The sequence below is a fragment of the Amycolatopsis alkalitolerans genome, from assembly GCF_006152065.1.
GTDB lineage: Bacteria > Actinomycetota > Actinomycetes > Mycobacteriales > Pseudonocardiaceae > Amycolatopsis_E > Amycolatopsis_E alkalitolerans.
The window spans coordinates 1-14,496 of record NZ_VDFW01000020.1 but is presented as its reverse complement, the minus strand read 5'-3'; the positions used below and the strand labels follow the sequence as shown (position 1 = coordinate 14,496).

Sequence of the window (14,496 nt, the reverse complement as noted above, 5' to 3'; positions counted from 1 at the left end):
ATGTCTTCGTCCACAATGGCGCGCGATGGAACCGGGGACATGCTGGAGCAGATACTGAGCCCGGCGGCGACAGCACTGTACCGCCGGTTGACCACGGACCACTACCACGTCGTCGACGATGCGGACACGCTCGAGGAAACCCAGCGCGAACTGGTCGATTCGGGTTTCGCCCGCGTCGAGGAATGGAACGGTCTCGTGCGCCTGGTCCCGGTCGCGCCCGCCACGGCCGCGCAGATGGTCCTGCGCACGCTCACGGACACCATCGGGAAATGGCAACAGGAGACGGCACGCGCCGTCGACGAACTGATCCGGCTGGAACCGCAGCACAGCGCCGCCAGCGACGATTCCCGCACGCCGCTGGCAGAGGTGATCACCGATCCCGCCCGCATCCCCGCGCTGGTCCACGACCTGCAGGCGAGCGCCCGCGACGAGTTGCTGTCGCTCGAGGTGCCCATCGCCGCCGGTGTCATCTGCCGGCCGAGTCTCTCCCCCGCCGCGGCGAACCCGCCCGCACGCTGGCGGACCGTGTTCACCACCGGTTACCTCACGGCCGAGTACCAGCACATCCCGGAGACGATCGTCCGCCGCGGCGGCGAGGTCCGCCTCCGGCGCACGCTGCCCACGAAACTCCTGATCTCCGACCGCACCTTCGCGCTGGTGCCGCTGGACCAGCCCGGCGTGGCCGGCGTCGTCCTCTTCCGGTCCGCCACCGTGATCACCACGCTCACGGTCCTGTTCGACGCCCTCTGGGAACAGAGCACGCCCCACCCCAGCGGCACCTCCGGCGGCGAAAGCCTCACCCCGTTCGAGCACCACGTGCTCTCCCTGCTCGCGTCCGGACTCAAGGACGAAGAGATCGCCGAGCACACCCACGTCTCCCTGCGCACGGTGCGCCGCCACGTCGCCTCGATCCTGCACAAACTGGCCGTGGACACACGGTTCGCGGCCGGTGTCCAGGCGGCCAAACGCGGCTGGGCCTGACCGGTCAGCGCCCCAGCCGCGCCCGGACCTCCGGGCGGCGCAGCGGCGGCACGGTGGCCGGCGGCTTGCGCCGGGCCGGGAGTTCGCCGAGCAGCCGCGTGGTGACGGCGGCGACCTCGGCGACCGCCGCCTCGAACGGTTCGCGGGTGGCGTCCGAGACGGTCTGCACACCGGTCACCTTGCGCACGTACTGGCGGGCCGCCGCCTCGATCTCCTCCGCGGTGGCCGCCGGCTCCAGGCCACGCAGGACGGTGATGTTTCGGCACATGCGGCCGAGAGTACGCGGGCGCACAAAGTAAGCCTTGCTAATAGCTCCTATTGAGAGCTATATTCGAAGGCATGCCGACAGACCACACGCCCCTCGCCGAGAGCCTGATGACGACGATGGCGGGGCTGCGCCGGCGAGTCCGGCGGCGCGTCGTCGCGCAGGCGGGCCTCGAACCGGCACTGCGCGGGGCGCAGATCGAGTTGCTCCGGGTCGTCGAAAACGCGCCGGGCGTCGGAGTGGCCGCGGCGGCACGCAAGCTCCACCTCGCCGGCAACTCGGTCAGCACGCTGGTCAACCAGCTTGTCGAGGCCGGGATGCTCGACCGGCGCATCGATCCGGCCGACCGGCGCGCGGCGCGCCTGGAGCTGACCGAGGCGGCGCACACCAGGCTCGCCACCTGGCGGCGCACGAGGACCGAGTACGTGGCGGGCAAGCTCGACCAGCTGTCCGAAGTGGACCGATCGGCGATCGCCGCGGCGCTGCCCGCCATCGGCCGCCTGGTGACCGCCATCGAGGAGGATGAATGACCGAAACCCCCGCCATCCGCTGCACCGGGCTCCGCCACACCTTCGGCGAGACGGCCGCGGTCGACGGCGTCGATCTCGAAATCACCGCCGGGCAGGTGTTCGGGCTGCTCGGCCCGAACGGGGCAGGTAAGACCACCACCATCCGCATGATCACCACCCTGCTCCCGGTCACCGAGGGCAGGATCGAGGTGTTCGGGCTCGACGTGACCCGGCGGCGGATGGCCGTCCGGCGGCTGATCGGCTATGTCCCGCAACAACTTTCCGCCGACGCGACGCTCACCGGACGGGAGAACGTCGCGCTGTTCGCACGGCTTTTCGACGTACCGCGAAAGCAACGCAAGCACCGGGTCGCCGAAGCGCTGGAGATCGTCGGGCTGACCGGCGACGCCGATCGCCAGGCCTCCGGCTACTCGGGCGGCATGATCCGCCGGCTCGAGCTGGCGCAGGCGCTGGTCAGCTCGCCGCGCCTGCTGATCCTCGACGAACCCACGATCGGCCTCGACCCCATCGCACGGTCCAACGTCTGGGAGCGCATCGAGCAGGTCCGCGTCGAAACCGGGATGACCGTGCTGGTCACGACGCACTACATGGACGAGGCCGAGCAGTACTGCGACCGGATCGCACTGATGCACCGCGGCCGGATCCGCTCGCTCGGCAGCCCGGCCGAACTCGAAGCCGGCCTCGGCCCGGAGTCCACTTTGGATGATGTGTTTCGCGCCGTGACCGGCGACCAGCTCGAAGACGGAGGAGGGATCCGCGATGTCCGCGCCGCTCGCCGCACCGCCCGCCGACTGGGCTGACCCCGGCCCGGCCCAGCAGCTGCGGCTGCTGCTGTCCCGGGTGGGTGCGATGTGCCTGATCGAACTGCAGAAACTGCGCCGGGACCGCTCGGAACTGCTCACCAGGGCGATCCAGCCCGCGCTGTGGCTGCTGATCTTCGGGGAGACCTTCACCCGGATCCGCGCGATCCCGACCGGGAACACCCCGTACCTCGACTACCTCGCCCCGGGCATCCTCGCCCAGTCGGCCCTGTTCATCGCGATCTTCTACGGCATCCAGATCATCTGGGAACGCGACGCCGGGGTCCTCGCGAAGCTGCTCGTCACGCCGACACCACGCGCCGCGCTGGTGGCGGGCAAGGCGTTCGCCGCGGGCCTGCGCGCGCTGGTGCAGGCGGTGATGGTGCTGATCCTCGCCGCGATACTGGGTGTCGCGCTGACTTCGAACCCGCTGAAGCTCATCGGGATGGCGATCGCGCTGGTCCTCGGTTCGGCGTTCTTCTGCTGCCTGTCTATCGTCATCGCCGGGCTCGTGCTCTCGCGCGAGCGGCTGATGGGCATCGGGCAGGCGATCACGATGCCGCTGTTCTTCGGCTCCAACGCGCTGTACCCGGCCGACATCATGCCCGGCTGGCTCAAGGTGCTGAACCACGTCAACCCGCTCAGCTACGAGGTCGAGGCCCTGCGCGGCCTGCTGATCGGCACCCCGGCCCGGCTCGGGCTGGACTTCGGGGTGCTCATCGGAGCCATGGCGGTCGCGATCGGGGTGGCGTCGGCGCTGCTGGGCAGGCTGGCCCGCTGAGCAGCGGGTTTGCCGTTCCCACGAACGGGGTACCCCTTGTGCCCACGAGGCACTCGGAAAAAGGGGACGAGATCATGACTCGTTCGAATGGCATCCACGTGCAGGGCCTGCAACCGGTTCAGCTCCTCGCCGGCCTGGTCGGCCTGGTCTACCTGGTCATCGGCATCATCGGGTTCACGCGTACGGGCTTCGGCAACTTCGCCGGCCACCACGACGTGCGGCTGCTCGGCTTCATGATCAACCCGCTGCACAACGTCGTGCACGTCGTGGTCGGCGGGCTGGGCCTGCTGGCGGCGCTGAGCTCGGGCCTGTCCCGCACCTTCGGCTGGATCCTGTTCATCGGCTACGGCCTGGTCGCGATCTGGGGCCTGATGATCACCGGCGTGATCTCCTCGAACCCGCTGTCGGGCTGGGGCAACCCGCTCGACCTCAACGACGCGGACAACTGGCTGCACATCGGCAGCGCGGTGCTGGGCCTGATCATGGCGATCATGCCGGCGCGCAAGGTCGTGCACATGGCGACGCCGGAACCGGCCCACTGACCATGGCAGACTGCTCCGCGTGAGCGGAACGGTGCTGATCCTCGGCGGGCGGAGCGAGATCGGTCTCGCGGTCGCGGAACGGCTCGTCGAGCCCGGCCGGAAGATTGTGCTGGCGGCCCGGCGCAGCGGCGACCTCGACGAGCAGGAAGCCTTGCTGCGCAAGGCTGAGGTGGTCCGCGTCGAGTTCGACGCGGACGACCTCGCCGGCCACCGCCCGCTGCTGGACAAGGTGGTCAAGGAGCACGGACCGCTGGACGTCGTGGTGGTGGCGTTCGGCGTCCTCGGCGATCAGGAGCGCGCGGAGACCGACGCGGCGCACGCCGCCGCCATCGTGCACACCGACTACCTCGCCCACGTGCACATGCTCACCGAGATCGTCAGCGTGCTGCGCGCGCAGGGCCACGGCGAGATCGTGGTGTTCTCCTCGGTCGCCGGGATCCGGGTGCGGCGCGCGAACTACGTGTACGGCTCGGCCAAGGCCGGGCTCGACGGGTTCGCGAGCGGCCTTGCCGACGCGCTGCACGGCGGCCCGGTCCGGCTCCTGCTCGTCCGGCCCGGTTTCGTGATCGGCCGGATGACCGAAGGCATGAAACCCGCGCCGCTGTCCAGCACGCCGGATCAGGTCGCCGACGCGACCGTCGCGGCGTTGCGGCGGGGGCGCGGCGAGGTGTGGGTGCCCGCCGCGCTCCGACCGCTCTTCTTCGTTATGCGACTGCTTCCTCGGTCCGTGTGGCGGCGGATGCCCCGCTGACCGAAGTCAGCGCGCCGTCCGCGTCCGGAGGCAGCCGCTTCTGCACGCGGCCGAGCCAGAACAGCAGCCCGGACATCAGCAGCGGGAACAGCGCGAACACGAAGAACGTGCCCCGCGCGCCGAGACCGCCGTCCATGATCACGCCGGCCAGCCACGGGCCGAGCATCGCGCCGAACTTCGCGATCGAGGTCGCCCACGCGCCGCCGTTGGCCCGGATCGCGGGCCGGTAGAAGATGCTCGCGATGCTGTGCACACCGCCGTGCCCGCCGATGATGAAGATGTGCGCGACCAGCAGGATCAGGATGTAGACGCCCGCGCTCAGCGGCGCCAGCCCGATCAGCAGCAGGCACGGCACCCCGAGCAGCGGCATGATGGCGATCGTCCCCGCGCCCCGCTTGTCGATGAACCGGCCGATCAGCAACTGCCCGACCGCGCCCGCGACGGACGCGCACGCCGCGATGGTGGCCGCCGCCGAGGTCGAGAAACCGAGGCGCTCGTTGAGGATCGGCCCCCAGAACGCCAGGTAGAACACGACCGCCGACGAGCAGATGTAGGCGATCCACAGCAGCGAGGTGATCATGCGGAGCTTGTCGGAGAACAGCTGCGCCGGGTTGAACCGCTTCTTGTCGACCAGCCCGGCGACGAACCTCGTGCCCTCGGCGAACTTCAGCGACGGGTCGATGCGGCGCAGGATCTTCGCGATCTTGTCCTGCTTGCGATCCTTCTGCGCCAGGAACTTCACCGACTCCGGCAGCACGAGCGCGACCGGGATCACCGCGAGCAGCGAGGCCACGCCGCCGGCCACGAACACCGACTCCCAGCCGAACCGCGGGATCAGCAGGTTGGACACCGGTCCCCCGGCGGCGCTGCCGAGGCTGTAGCCGATCATGATGATCACGACCGAGGTGGAGCGGAACCGGGCCGGGGCGAACTCGGTGTTGAGCGCCCAGGCCAAGGGCAGCATCCCGCCGAGGAACAGTCCCGCGAGCACGCGCAGGATCACCAGCTGCGTGTAGTCCTGCGCGAAGATGAACACGACCATGAAGATGCCGAACCCGATGGTCGCCACCATGATCGAGGGGCGGCGGCCGAGCCGGTCGCCGAGATAGCCCAGTGCCAGACCGCCGATCAGCGTGCCGAGCAGGCCGATGGTGCCGAGCGTGCCGAGTTGCGTGTCCGACAGGTGGTAGGCCTTCTTGATGTAGCGCCCGGCGAACGACAGGATCTGCAGATCGAAACCGTCGAGGAAGGTGATGGCCCAGGACACCACGAACAGGCTGATCCAGAACCTGCCCGCGCGTTGTCGTTCGATGATCGGGAAGACGTCTACGGTCTGTACGGACGGCGAGGACAAGGGACACACTCCTTTGTGCGGCAGGGGACTTACGAAGCAGGCTTGATCTCGACTACGCCCGCGTCGGCGTCGACGCGGACCCAGTCTCCGGTGGAAATCACCTCCACCGGGTCCCGGTCGAACCCCGTGATGCTCGGCACCCGGGTGACCACGGCACCCAGCGCCGCCTTCGTGGTGATGTTCGTGAACAGCATCGCGAGCGGCGCGGTGCCCATCAGGCGGGTGCTCTGGAAGAACCCGGACCAGCCCGAGGAACCCTTGGCACCGGGAAAGACCAGGATCTTGCCGGTGAAGCAGACGCCGAACAGTTCGTGCCGCCGCTCGATGATCACACCCTTGGCGGGGTCGATCCCTCCCCAGCCGGAGATCGTCTCGTGCGAGACCAGCGCCTCGCCCTCAGCGATCCCCGGTACCACTTTCCTGCCGTGTAACCGAATCACAGCTCCCCCGTCCACCGGCCGGTGACCGCGGCGTGCACGCAGTCCTCCAAGGTGCCGAACCACGCCTCGATGCCGAGGATCGCGGGCAGGTAGTGCGCCTGCTTCGCCGAGTCGGTCGCGAAGACCTTCGTCCCCGGCGGGGCCGACCGGGACATCGCCGGGCACGAGTCGGAAAGCACGCGCCCACCCGCCTTTTCGATGACCTCCGTGTACCCGCTGCGATCCGCGACGACCTTGAGCGCCCGCGGCACCATCAGCCACAGCTGCGCCTTGAGCTTGCGCCCGTCCAGCGCCCTCGCCGCGCGCCAGATCTGGTCGATCGAGGCGTGCGGGCAGCCCAGCAGGACGAAGTCGACGTCGGTGCTCTCGCCCTGGGAGTTCAGGATCTCGTACATCCGCCGCCGCTCGGATGGTCCATAGTGGACGGATTCGGGCAGCTTCGCGGAACCGAACGCCGCCTCGACCGTCGGCGCTTCCGGGGTCACACCGGGGATGTGGTACATCTCGACCCCGCCGCTGGAGGCGGCCGCGGCGCCGAAGTGCTTGAGGTCAACCAGTTCCGGCTGCCCGAAGTCGCCGGTGATCACCGGCCGCTCCTCCTGGACGAGGTCGCCGGCGAAATAGCCGAGCATGCCCCAGTCCAGGAAGCTCTTCACCGGCACGCGCACGTCGATCAGGTGCGTGCCGCGCCGGTTGCGCTCATGATGGTTGCCCCAGCATGGAATCTTGCCGGTCAGGCTCGCCGCGCCGGTCGACGCGCCGCCCTCGCAGTTGGTGCGGGCGCCGAGCACCGAGTTGGCGTAGACGACCGCCGAGGACTCCATCCACGCGATGTGCTCGCCGCGCACCGGAAGGTTGCCCACCTGGTAGGGCGTACACGTGGCGAGGATGTTGACGCCTTTGCGCCCGTAGAAGGATTCCGCGTCCGCCTGCAGTTCGACGTACTGTTTCGGGTACGGCGCGACGCCGACCGAATCGTCGCTGAACCCGTGCTGCAGCTGGCAGGTGGGGATCTTCATCTGCGGCACCTCGAACTCCTCGTCCGAATCGAGGTTGATCATCGCATATGCCTTGTCCCAGCCGTGTTCCTGCACGATCTTGGCCTTCGCCGGCGAGGGCTGGGTCATCGTGCCGGCCACGTTGCGGATGTCGCAGAACCGTTCGCAGTCCAGCGCTTCGCCGTAGCGGACCAGCAGGTCCATCGCCGCGGCGACGGCGGGCCCCTCGGCCCCGTCGACCATCGACTTCTCTTCGTCGGTCAGTATCACGGCCGCAGCTCCCTCTCCACCGTCCTGGCCTCGCCGGTGAGGCTGTCGATCTGTGTCGTCTCCGGGCCACTGTGCACGGCGAACGTCATGAGCAGACCGCCGAGCACGATCAGCACCACCGGGCCGTACGCATAGGGCATGAGGTTTCCCAGGCCCAGCAACCAAACGCTGTACAGGCCCGGCAGGATCAGGCCGAAGGTGTACCCCACGCTGTATCCCGTCGAGCGCACGGACAGAGGAAATCGCTCGTTCAGGTAAGTGATCAGCACGCCGAGCGGGCCCGAGGTCAGCGCGTTCGCGATGATGCCCATCACGGCTACGGCGAAGAAACCTGTGCGCACCTCCGCGAAATGAACCATCAATGCGAATGTCAGCGCGGTGACCACGGTGATGGCACAGGCGGCGCCGAGCAGCACTTTGCGCCGCCCGACGCGTTGTCCCAGCACCGCGAAACCGATCACCGAGAAAATAGTGAACACGCTTCCGGCCAACGTGAGCAAGGAGACATTCGTCGCGTCCTGGTGCAGGTCTCCGGTCAGCAACGAGGGCAACAGGGAAACCGCCATCTGCGCGGCGAACCAGTATCCCGAGGTGAGCAGGAAGACCTGGCCGAGCGTTTTCGCATTGCGCCTGCTGAACAGTTCACGAACCGGCTGGCGCCGTTCGGCGCGGCGAGCCGCCCAATAGCTCTCGTTGCCCTCATCGACACGCAGATAGTGCACGAGATAGCCGATTCCCAGCAGCACGCCGAGGAAGAACGGCAGCCGCCAGCCCCAGGACAGGAAGTCCGCCTTGGGCAGCTTCCGCAGCGCGAGCACCTGGATCAGGCTGATCACCAGGAAGGCGGCCGGCGCCGCGGCGGCGATCAGCCCGCCGACCAGCCCGCGCAGCCGCGCCGGCGAGTGCTCGAGCGCGAGCGGGATCGGCGCCGCGTAGCCGCCGCCGAGGAAGATCCCGTTGACCAGCCGCAGGAGCGCGAACACCAGGATCACCGCGACGCCCCAGCTGCCGTAGCCAGGGAGGACGCTGATCAGCAGCGTGCACGCGGTGAACCCGCCGGCCGAGATGAGGGTGACGCGTTTGCGGCCGATCTTGTCGCTGAGGTTGCCGAACACCAGGCCGCCGATCGGCCGGCCCAGCAGGCTCACGCAGAACAGCAGCGTCGAGACCGTGACCGAGGCCGACGGCGACATCGAATGCGGCAGGAAGTAGCTCATCGCCGCCGGGAGGACGAGCGCGGGCAGGTAGACGTCGAAGGTGTCGACGAACATCCCGAACACGCCACCGGAAATGGACCGTTTCGCCTGACCGGTAAGGGTTTCCACGAGTACTCCTAACCGCGCAGCACTGCGCCTTGCTGGAGTGGCCGCACGATGCGCTGGTAGATCGAAAGCCAGCCGTGCCCGGCCGGAACCGGCGCCTTGATCAGCCGTGCCCTGCGCTCGGCCAGAATCTCTCCGGGGACGACGAGATCCACGGTCCTGGCCGCCACGTCGATGGCGATCCAGTCACCGTTCTCGACCAGCGCGAGCGGCCCGCCGTCGGCCGCCTCCGGCGAGACCTCACCGACCACGATTCCCTTGTTCACCAACCCGGACAGCTGCCCGTCGGTCACCACGGCGACCTTGCCGGTGAGCCCGGCACCGTCCAAAGCGAACACCGGGCGGGAGGCCATGCCCATCCCGGGACTGCCTTTCGGGCCCTGGCCGCGCAGGACGAGCACATGCCCTTCGCGGATCTCGCCCGCGCGCAGACCGGCCATCGCGTCCTCGGGCGAGTCGTACACGATCGCCTTGCCGTCGAAGGTGAGCTTGCGTTCCTCGGCCACGGCGAGCTTGACGATCCCGGTCGACGGCGCGAGCGAACCACGCACCACGACCACGGTCGGCCGGCTGCCGAGCGGGCGGTCCGCGGGCCTGATGATCTCGGGGTCGGCCACCTCGACATCGGCGAGGTTCTCCCCCGTGGTGCGACCGGTGACGGTCATCGTTTCCTTGTGCAGCAGCCCTTCCAGCTGCTTCAACAAGGCGGCCGCACCGCCGGCGGCCTCGAACTGTTCGATGGAATGCGGGCCGTTGGGACGGACCGCTGCCAGCAGCGGCACTTCGTCGGCGTATCGCTCGAACAGCCAGTAGACGTCCACATCGGACTCCGCTTCGGCGGCGACCGCCTGCAGATGCTTGACGCAGTTGATCGAACCGCTGATCGAGAGCACCGCCGTCACGGCGTTCGCGAAGGCGCCCGGCGTCAGCACGTCGCGCGGCTTCAGTCCTTCCCGCACCATCTCGACGATGCGGCGCCCCGCCTGCTCGGCACTGTCCCACATGGACTGACTGTTCGCGGCCACCGGCGTGCTGCCCGGCAGCGCCATCCCGAGCGCCTCGCACACGATGTGCATCGAGTTCGCGGTGCCCATCCCGGCGCAGACTCCGGGACCCAGCACGGCGTTCTCGCTCATCTCGGTCAGCTCGTCGACGCCGAGCGTGCCCTGTGCGACGTGCCCGGCGGCGAGGAACACGTCCTCGATGTCGCAGTGCTCGCCCCGGAAGGTGCCGCACGGCTGGTACCCGCACGCGACGACGATCGTCGGGATGTTCAGCCGCCCGGCCGCCATGAGCTGCGCCGGCGCGGTCTTGTCGCAGGAAGCCAGGCACACCATGCCATCGAGCAGCGCACCTTCGACCCCGGCCTCGATGTCGTTCACGATGAGATCACGGCTCGACAGGATGTACCCACCGCGGCCACCCGCGCTGTGGATGAAGTCCGAGGGCGCCGTGGTGCGCACCTCGAACCCGACCCCGCCCGCGGCGCGGATCGTCTCCTTGACCCTCGCCGCGACCCCGTCCAGGTGGCTGTAGCAGATCGCGAGGTCCGAAGACGAGTTCACCACGGCGATCTTCGGCTTTTCCAGGTCCTCATCGGACAGTCCGAGCGCGCGCCACTGCGCGCGCCGGGTGGCCCACCGGGAGGTGCCCTTTTCGAAGTTGCTGCGCAGTTCCATGGCGTCAATCCAGGTTCGCCGCGAGCCGGTCGTGCAGCTCGGCGGAGTCGACTTCGTGCACGCTTTCCTTGCCGGCCAGGTCGAGCGCGTGTGCGGCCCCGGCACCCATCGCGGCGCACGGGCCCATCACCCGGATACTCGACAGCGCGGCGGCGTCCCCGTCGACGCAGCGGCCCGCGGCGACCAGGTTGTGCGTGCCGGGTGGGAGCATGCTGCGCAACGGGACGTAATGCACGTGATCGGCCTCGAACAGCTCCCAGACGTAGCCCTCGGGCCGGTCGTGCAGCTCGATCGGCCATGACGTACGGGCGACCGAATCCTCGAAGCGGTGGCCGGTGCGCACGTCGTCGAGGGTCAGCTGATGCACCGCCGCGAGCCAGCGCGTCTGGCGGCGGCCGGGGAAGCCGTAGGCGCGCACTTTGGCTTCGCCGAAGGCTTTCGGGTACTCGGTGCGCAGGAACTGAACCACCCGGTCCGCCTGCGCCCTGCCCTCCAGCTGCGCGTTGGAGGCCTCGACGGGATCGAGCGGCGCCTCGATATGCGTCATGTTCATGACCGCGGTGTTGCGGCCGGGGAAGAAGAACGCGAGCCCGTCGTGGCGCATGAGGCCGTACTCCCCGGCCTTCTCGTCCACCCGCTCGGCGAGTTCTTTCGGCTCCGGCTGATAGGTCTCGTCGAGGTGCTCGAGGACGATCTGCTGCGAGCCGTAGATGGTGCGCTCGGGGATGCGGCACGGCAGCCCGGCCTCCCAGGCGAGCGCCGCGTCACCGGTGGAGTCGACGAACCCGGTCGCGCGGACGGCCACGTCGCCGTAGCGCGAGGCGAAGGAGACCGACTCGATCCGGCCTTCGTGCACCTCGACGCGCTGGATAACGGCGCCGAGCACGACCCGGATGCCCAGCCGGCGGATCCGCTCCTCGATCCAGCGGCCGAGCACCACCTCGTCGTAGGCCACGGTGATCGTGTGGCGGCGGTTGAAATGCAGATCCCCCGTCGGCCCCAGATCGGCGAAGATCTCGTCGAAGATGCCGTGCGTGAGCTGCCGGTACTCGGGAGCGTTGCCGAACACCCCGCAGAACAGCCCGATCAACGAGTTCACCATCTGCCCGCCGAGCACCGGCAGCGAGTCGATCAGGACGACGTCACGGCCGAGTTTGGCGCTTTCGATGGCCGCCGAGACGCCCGCGACGCCAGCTCCGACGACGCACACGTCGGCGGTGATCTCGTGCGCCGAGACCCTCGCCGGTTTGCGGACGGTATGAACCTGCAGCTGGGTAAGCGGGTGCGGCATCGACGCTCCTGTCTGCGGTGACCGGTATCACGTCGACCCTAGAAACCCTTGTGCCCCTTAGGGAAATAACTCCTTCGGCTACCGAGCATCAATGCGGTTTATGGTTCAGCCGCCCAGCAGGCCGCCGATCGTGTCGAGAAGGCCGCCCAGCAGGCCCTTGGGCTGCTCGGTGCCCTTCGGCGGGCTCGGGCGGGCGGCGGGCCCCTGCGGCGCCGTCGTGGTGCTGCTGTCGCTCGTCGGCGGCTCGGAACGCGTCGTCGTGGTCGTGGGCGCGGGGGTGGCGCTCGCCGAGGCGTCTTGAGTCGTCTGAGGCGCCGCGGGCACGCTGGGCGCGCTCTGCGCCTGACCGCCAGTGGACGGGCTGCCGGTGGCCCCCGTCGTCGGGCGCGCGGCGCCGCCGGTGGCCTGCCTGGTCTCCACCCGCCCGAGCGAGGAGGTGCCCGCGGGGGCGGTCGTTTCGCTGGAGGCGAGGCTCGGCGCGGTGGTCAGCTGGCTCGACGACTTGGCCTCGGGCGGGACGTACCCGCCACCCCCGCCGCCGGCCGTGGAGGCGGCAGTGTCGTGCAGCTGGCCGGTGCTCAGTGCCGTCACGGCGATGCCGGCGAGCGCGGCGACTCCGGCGGCCAGCGCACCCACCTTGCTCGCCTTGCGGCGGTCCCAGCGCCCCTCGCGGCGCAGGAGGTCGCCCACGGGAATGCGGTCGGTCGGGGTGTCATCGACAGGATCCTTCACGACGGGCAGCTCCTGCGTCATGCCCTCGCGACGCAGCAGTTCGGCGACGGTCAACTGCTCGCCGTCGTCACCCTGACGAGGATTCACCTGGTTACTCGGCACGCTCACAAGCCCTTCGTTCGTCACCCACAGCGACATCCTTAACCGCCGTTATCAGTTCGTTGCCATCATAGTGATAACAGTCACAGCCAATCGGGAGAACTTTCGACAATGCGTGACACCGAGGTAGCGGAAGTGCCCATTGGCGCCAGGCCGTACGGTGGGTTCCGGAGGTGAGGTCCATGCCGCGTCGTAGCCCGTTCCGCTGGGCAGCGCGCTTCGCCGACTGGTTCGAGCAGCGCGGCGTGTACGTGCCGGGCGAGGACAACCACACCGTCGATCCGTGGCGCGACTTCGGCTGGCTGATCGTCGTCTGGGTGATCGCGGTCGGCGCGTTCATCCTCTTTTTCGCGCTTGCCACGTAGGGAAGTGACTCCGCTCACCACCGATCCCGTTCCGATCACGGATCGGCCACAGCCCTACACCAGGTGCGCCTCAACCCCGTGGCGCCGCTCGCCGTCGCGCCGGAGTGCCGACAGAGTGGAGCAGGTCCCGGCAGAAGTGTCTACCCCGAACGGCGCAGCCGGGACCGACGTGACGAGTAAAGGAAGTTGCCGCTGTGCGCACCCCGAGGCACGCCCTGATCGCGGCAGCCCTCATCGGGCTCGCCGCGTGCGGCGCGCCCGCATCGTCCGGCATCGCGACGCGAAACGACGCGGGCAGCCCCGCCGTGCAAGCCGCGCCGACCCCCGCGCAGGCGACGGTGTACTTCGGCGGGCAGTACCGGTTCGCCGACGGGATCACGGTCATCGTGTCGGCGCCAAAGCCTTTCCAGCCCAGCACGAGCGCGTACCCGCACAGTGACCGCGCGGTCGCGTTCGAGATCGCGATCCGCAACGACGGATCGCAGCCGTACCGGTTGTCGGGCCTGTCGGTGTCGGCGACCTTCGACGGCGCCGGAGCGAAGCAGGTCGTGGATCCCACGCAGGGCTACAGCGGGATCGTCGACGCGGGCAAGGACGTGCCCGTGGGGCGTGACGTGCGGGTGACGGTCGCGTTCGCGGTTTCCGAGCAGCCGGCTCAGCTGCGCCTGTCGCTGAAGCCGACGGCGACGAGTTCCGTCGTCGCCGTGTACAGCGGCTCGGCCTGACCCGGCCTGACCGGCTACGCTCGGCGGCATGCAGCGTTTGTCGACCGGCGACCGGGCACCCGAGTTCACCCTGCCGGACAGTGAGAGCAACAAGGTCTCGCTGTCGGACTACCGCGGGCAGCGGGTCGTCGTGTACTTCTACCCGGCGGCCGGCACACCCGGCTGCACCAAGCAGGCCTGCGACTTCCGGGACAGCCTCGCGGCGCTCAACGGCGCGGGGTACCAGGTGCTCGGGATTTCGCCGGACAAGCCGGAGAAGCTGGCGAAGTTCGTCGCGGCGGAGAAGCTGACGTTCCCGCTGCTGTCGGATCCGGAGAAGGCCGTGCTCAACGAGTGGGGCGCGTTCGGGGAGAAGAAGAACTACGGGCGGATCATCCAGGGCGTCATCCGCTCGACGTTCGTCGTCGCCCCGGACGGCACGATCGAGAAGGCGCTGTACAACGTCCGCGCCACCGGCCACGTCGCCAAACTCCTCAAAGACCTCTCCATCCCCACCTGAGCCCGTGTTTGCCCGTCCGGGCGGCGTGTTCGCTTCCCACGTCGCCGTGTTGGCCCCGCACGCGGCCAACAC

The 14,496-nt window shown here is 69.0% G+C and carries 17 protein-coding genes; 9 read left to right on the top strand and 8 right to left on the bottom strand.

Annotated features, from left to right (window positions below; all coding sequences use genetic code 11):
* The first annotated feature begins 39 nt into the window (after nt 1-39).
* Nucleotides 40-981: a helix-turn-helix transcriptional regulator gene (locus FG385_RS21620; RefSeq protein WP_160148863.1), complete on the top strand. Its 942-nt coding sequence runs from the start codon at nt 40-42 to the stop codon at nt 979-981.
* A gap of 4 nt (nt 982-985) precedes the next feature.
* Here the strand turns inward: FG385_RS21620 and FG385_RS21615 are convergent, their stop codons facing one another.
* Nucleotides 986-1,249, bottom strand: a complete 264-nt coding sequence (locus tag FG385_RS21615; protein ID WP_139098589.1) for a DUF2277 family protein — start codon at nt 1,247-1,249, stop codon at nt 986-988.
* Nucleotides 1,250-1,320: 71 nt separating this feature from the next.
* Between FG385_RS21615 and FG385_RS21610 the strand changes: the two genes are divergently transcribed.
* The 5 genes from FG385_RS21610 (at nt 1,321) to FG385_RS21590 (ending at nt 4,650) form a co-directional block, all read left to right on the top strand.
* Nucleotides 1,321-1,776 carry a MarR family winged helix-turn-helix transcriptional regulator gene (locus FG385_RS21610; RefSeq protein WP_139098588.1) on the top strand — a complete coding sequence of 152 codons (456 nt, stop codon included), beginning with the start codon at nt 1,321-1,323 and terminating at the stop codon, nt 1,774-1,776.
* A complete protein-coding gene (locus FG385_RS21605; protein ID WP_139098587.1) occupies nt 1,773-2,576 on the top strand; it encodes an ABC transporter ATP-binding protein in 804 nt (267 codons plus the stop codon). The genes FG385_RS21610 and FG385_RS21605 overlap by 4 nt, the downstream gene beginning before the upstream one ends.
* Entirely contained in the window at nt 2,536-3,357 is an 822-nt protein-coding gene (locus FG385_RS21600; RefSeq protein WP_139098586.1) for an ABC transporter permease, read from the top strand. The genes FG385_RS21605 and FG385_RS21600 overlap by 41 nt, the downstream gene beginning before the upstream one ends.
* 74 nt (nt 3,358-3,431) lie before the next feature.
* The gene (locus tag FG385_RS21595) at nt 3,432-3,899 is read left to right on the top strand and encodes a DUF4383 domain-containing protein (RefSeq protein WP_235022716.1); all 468 of its coding nucleotides are present in this window, start codon (nt 3,432-3,434) and stop codon (nt 3,897-3,899) included.
* A 19-nt stretch (nt 3,900-3,918) separates the two neighbouring features.
* A complete protein-coding gene (locus FG385_RS21590) occupies nt 3,919-4,650 on the top strand; it encodes an SDR family NAD(P)-dependent oxidoreductase (RefSeq protein WP_139098585.1) in 732 nt (243 codons plus the stop codon).
* On the opposite strand, the gene FG385_RS21585 is transcribed toward FG385_RS21590, so the two are convergent.
* The 7 genes from FG385_RS21585 to FG385_RS21555 all read right to left on the bottom strand — a co-directional run bounded on the left by FG385_RS21585 (nt 4,604) and on the right by FG385_RS21555 (nt 12,862).
* Entirely contained in the window at nt 4,604-6,004 is a 1,401-nt protein-coding gene (locus tag FG385_RS21585) for an MFS transporter (protein WP_160148862.1), read from the bottom strand. The two genes, FG385_RS21590 and FG385_RS21585, sit on opposite strands and share 47 nt — an antisense overlap.
* A 29-nt stretch (nt 6,005-6,033) precedes the next feature.
* Nucleotides 6,034-6,420, bottom strand: coding sequence for an aconitase X swivel domain-containing protein (locus FG385_RS21580; RefSeq protein WP_235022715.1), 387 nt, complete (start codon nt 6,418-6,420; stop codon nt 6,034-6,036).
* Between the two features lie 20 nt (nt 6,421-6,440).
* Nucleotides 6,441-7,712: an aconitase X gene (locus tag FG385_RS21575; protein WP_139098582.1), complete on the bottom strand. Its 1,272-nt coding sequence runs from the start codon at nt 7,710-7,712 to the stop codon at nt 6,441-6,443.
* The gene (locus FG385_RS21570) at nt 7,709-9,037 is read right to left on the bottom strand and encodes an MFS transporter (protein WP_235022714.1); all 1,329 of its coding nucleotides are present in this window, start codon (nt 9,035-9,037) and stop codon (nt 7,709-7,711) included. The genes FG385_RS21575 and FG385_RS21570 overlap by 4 nt, the downstream gene beginning before the upstream one ends.
* An 8-nt stretch (nt 9,038-9,045) precedes the next feature.
* Nucleotides 9,046-10,713 carry a dihydroxy-acid dehydratase gene (ilvD, locus tag FG385_RS21565; protein WP_139098581.1) on the bottom strand — a complete coding sequence of 556 codons (1,668 nt, stop codon included), beginning with the start codon at nt 10,711-10,713 and terminating at the stop codon, nt 9,046-9,048.
* A 4-nt stretch (nt 10,714-10,717) separates the two neighbouring features.
* The gene (locus FG385_RS21560) at nt 10,718-12,004 is read right to left on the bottom strand and encodes an FAD-dependent oxidoreductase (protein WP_139098580.1); all 1,287 of its coding nucleotides are present in this window, start codon (nt 12,002-12,004) and stop codon (nt 10,718-10,720) included.
* Nucleotides 12,005-12,109: 105 nt separating this feature from the next.
* The gene (locus FG385_RS21555) at nt 12,110-12,862 is read right to left on the bottom strand and encodes a hypothetical protein (protein WP_235022713.1); all 753 of its coding nucleotides are present in this window, start codon (nt 12,860-12,862) and stop codon (nt 12,110-12,112) included.
* Between the two features lie 155 nt (nt 12,863-13,017).
* Here FG385_RS21555 and FG385_RS21550 point away from each other — a divergent pair, with 155 nt between their 5' ends.
* From FG385_RS21550 to bcp, 3 genes are all read left to right on the top strand, one after another.
* Nucleotides 13,018-13,200 carry a hypothetical protein gene (locus tag FG385_RS21550; RefSeq protein WP_139098579.1) on the top strand — a complete coding sequence of 61 codons (183 nt, stop codon included), beginning with the start codon at nt 13,018-13,020 and terminating at the stop codon, nt 13,198-13,200.
* A 194-nt stretch (nt 13,201-13,394) separates the two neighbouring features.
* A complete protein-coding gene (locus tag FG385_RS21545) occupies nt 13,395-13,925 on the top strand; it encodes a hypothetical protein (RefSeq protein ID WP_139098578.1) in 531 nt (176 codons plus the stop codon).
* 28 nt (nt 13,926-13,953) lie between these two features.
* Nucleotides 13,954-14,424 (top strand): thioredoxin-dependent thiol peroxidase, encoded by a 471-nt coding sequence (gene bcp, locus FG385_RS21540; RefSeq protein WP_139098577.1) that lies wholly within the window; start codon nt 13,954-13,956, stop codon nt 14,422-14,424.
* The last annotated feature ends 72 nt before the right edge of the window (nt 14,425-14,496 follow it).

Coding starts and splice junctions, on each gene's coding strand:
- ilvD (WP_139098581.1), bottom strand. CDS start 10,713: ATGGAACTGCGCAGCAACTTCGAAAAGGGCACCTCCCGGTGGGCCACC.
- FG385_RS21615 (WP_139098589.1), bottom strand. CDS start 1,249: ATGTGCCGAAACATCACCGTCCTGCGTGGCCTGGAGCCGGCGGCCACC.
- bcp (WP_139098577.1), top strand. CDS start 13,954: ATGCAGCGTTTGTCGACCGGCGACCGGGCACCCGAGTTCACCCTGCCG.
- FG385_RS21620 (WP_160148863.1), top strand. CDS start 40: ATGCTGGAGCAGATACTGAGCCCGGCGGCGACAGCACTGTACCGCCGG.
- FG385_RS21605 (WP_139098587.1), top strand. CDS start 1,773: ATGACCGAAACCCCCGCCATCCGCTGCACCGGGCTCCGCCACACCTTC.
- FG385_RS21550 (WP_139098579.1), top strand. CDS start 13,018: ATGCCGCGTCGTAGCCCGTTCCGCTGGGCAGCGCGCTTCGCCGACTGG.
- FG385_RS21600 (WP_139098586.1), top strand. CDS start 2,536: ATGTCCGCGCCGCTCGCCGCACCGCCCGCCGACTGGGCTGACCCCGGC.
- FG385_RS21610 (WP_139098588.1), top strand. CDS start 1,321: ATGCCGACAGACCACACGCCCCTCGCCGAGAGCCTGATGACGACGATG.
- FG385_RS21560 (WP_139098580.1), bottom strand. CDS start 12,004: ATGCCGCACCCGCTTACCCAGCTGCAGGTTCATACCGTCCGCAAACCG.
- FG385_RS21595 (WP_235022716.1), top strand. CDS start 3,432: ATGACTCGTTCGAATGGCATCCACGTGCAGGGCCTGCAACCGGTTCAG.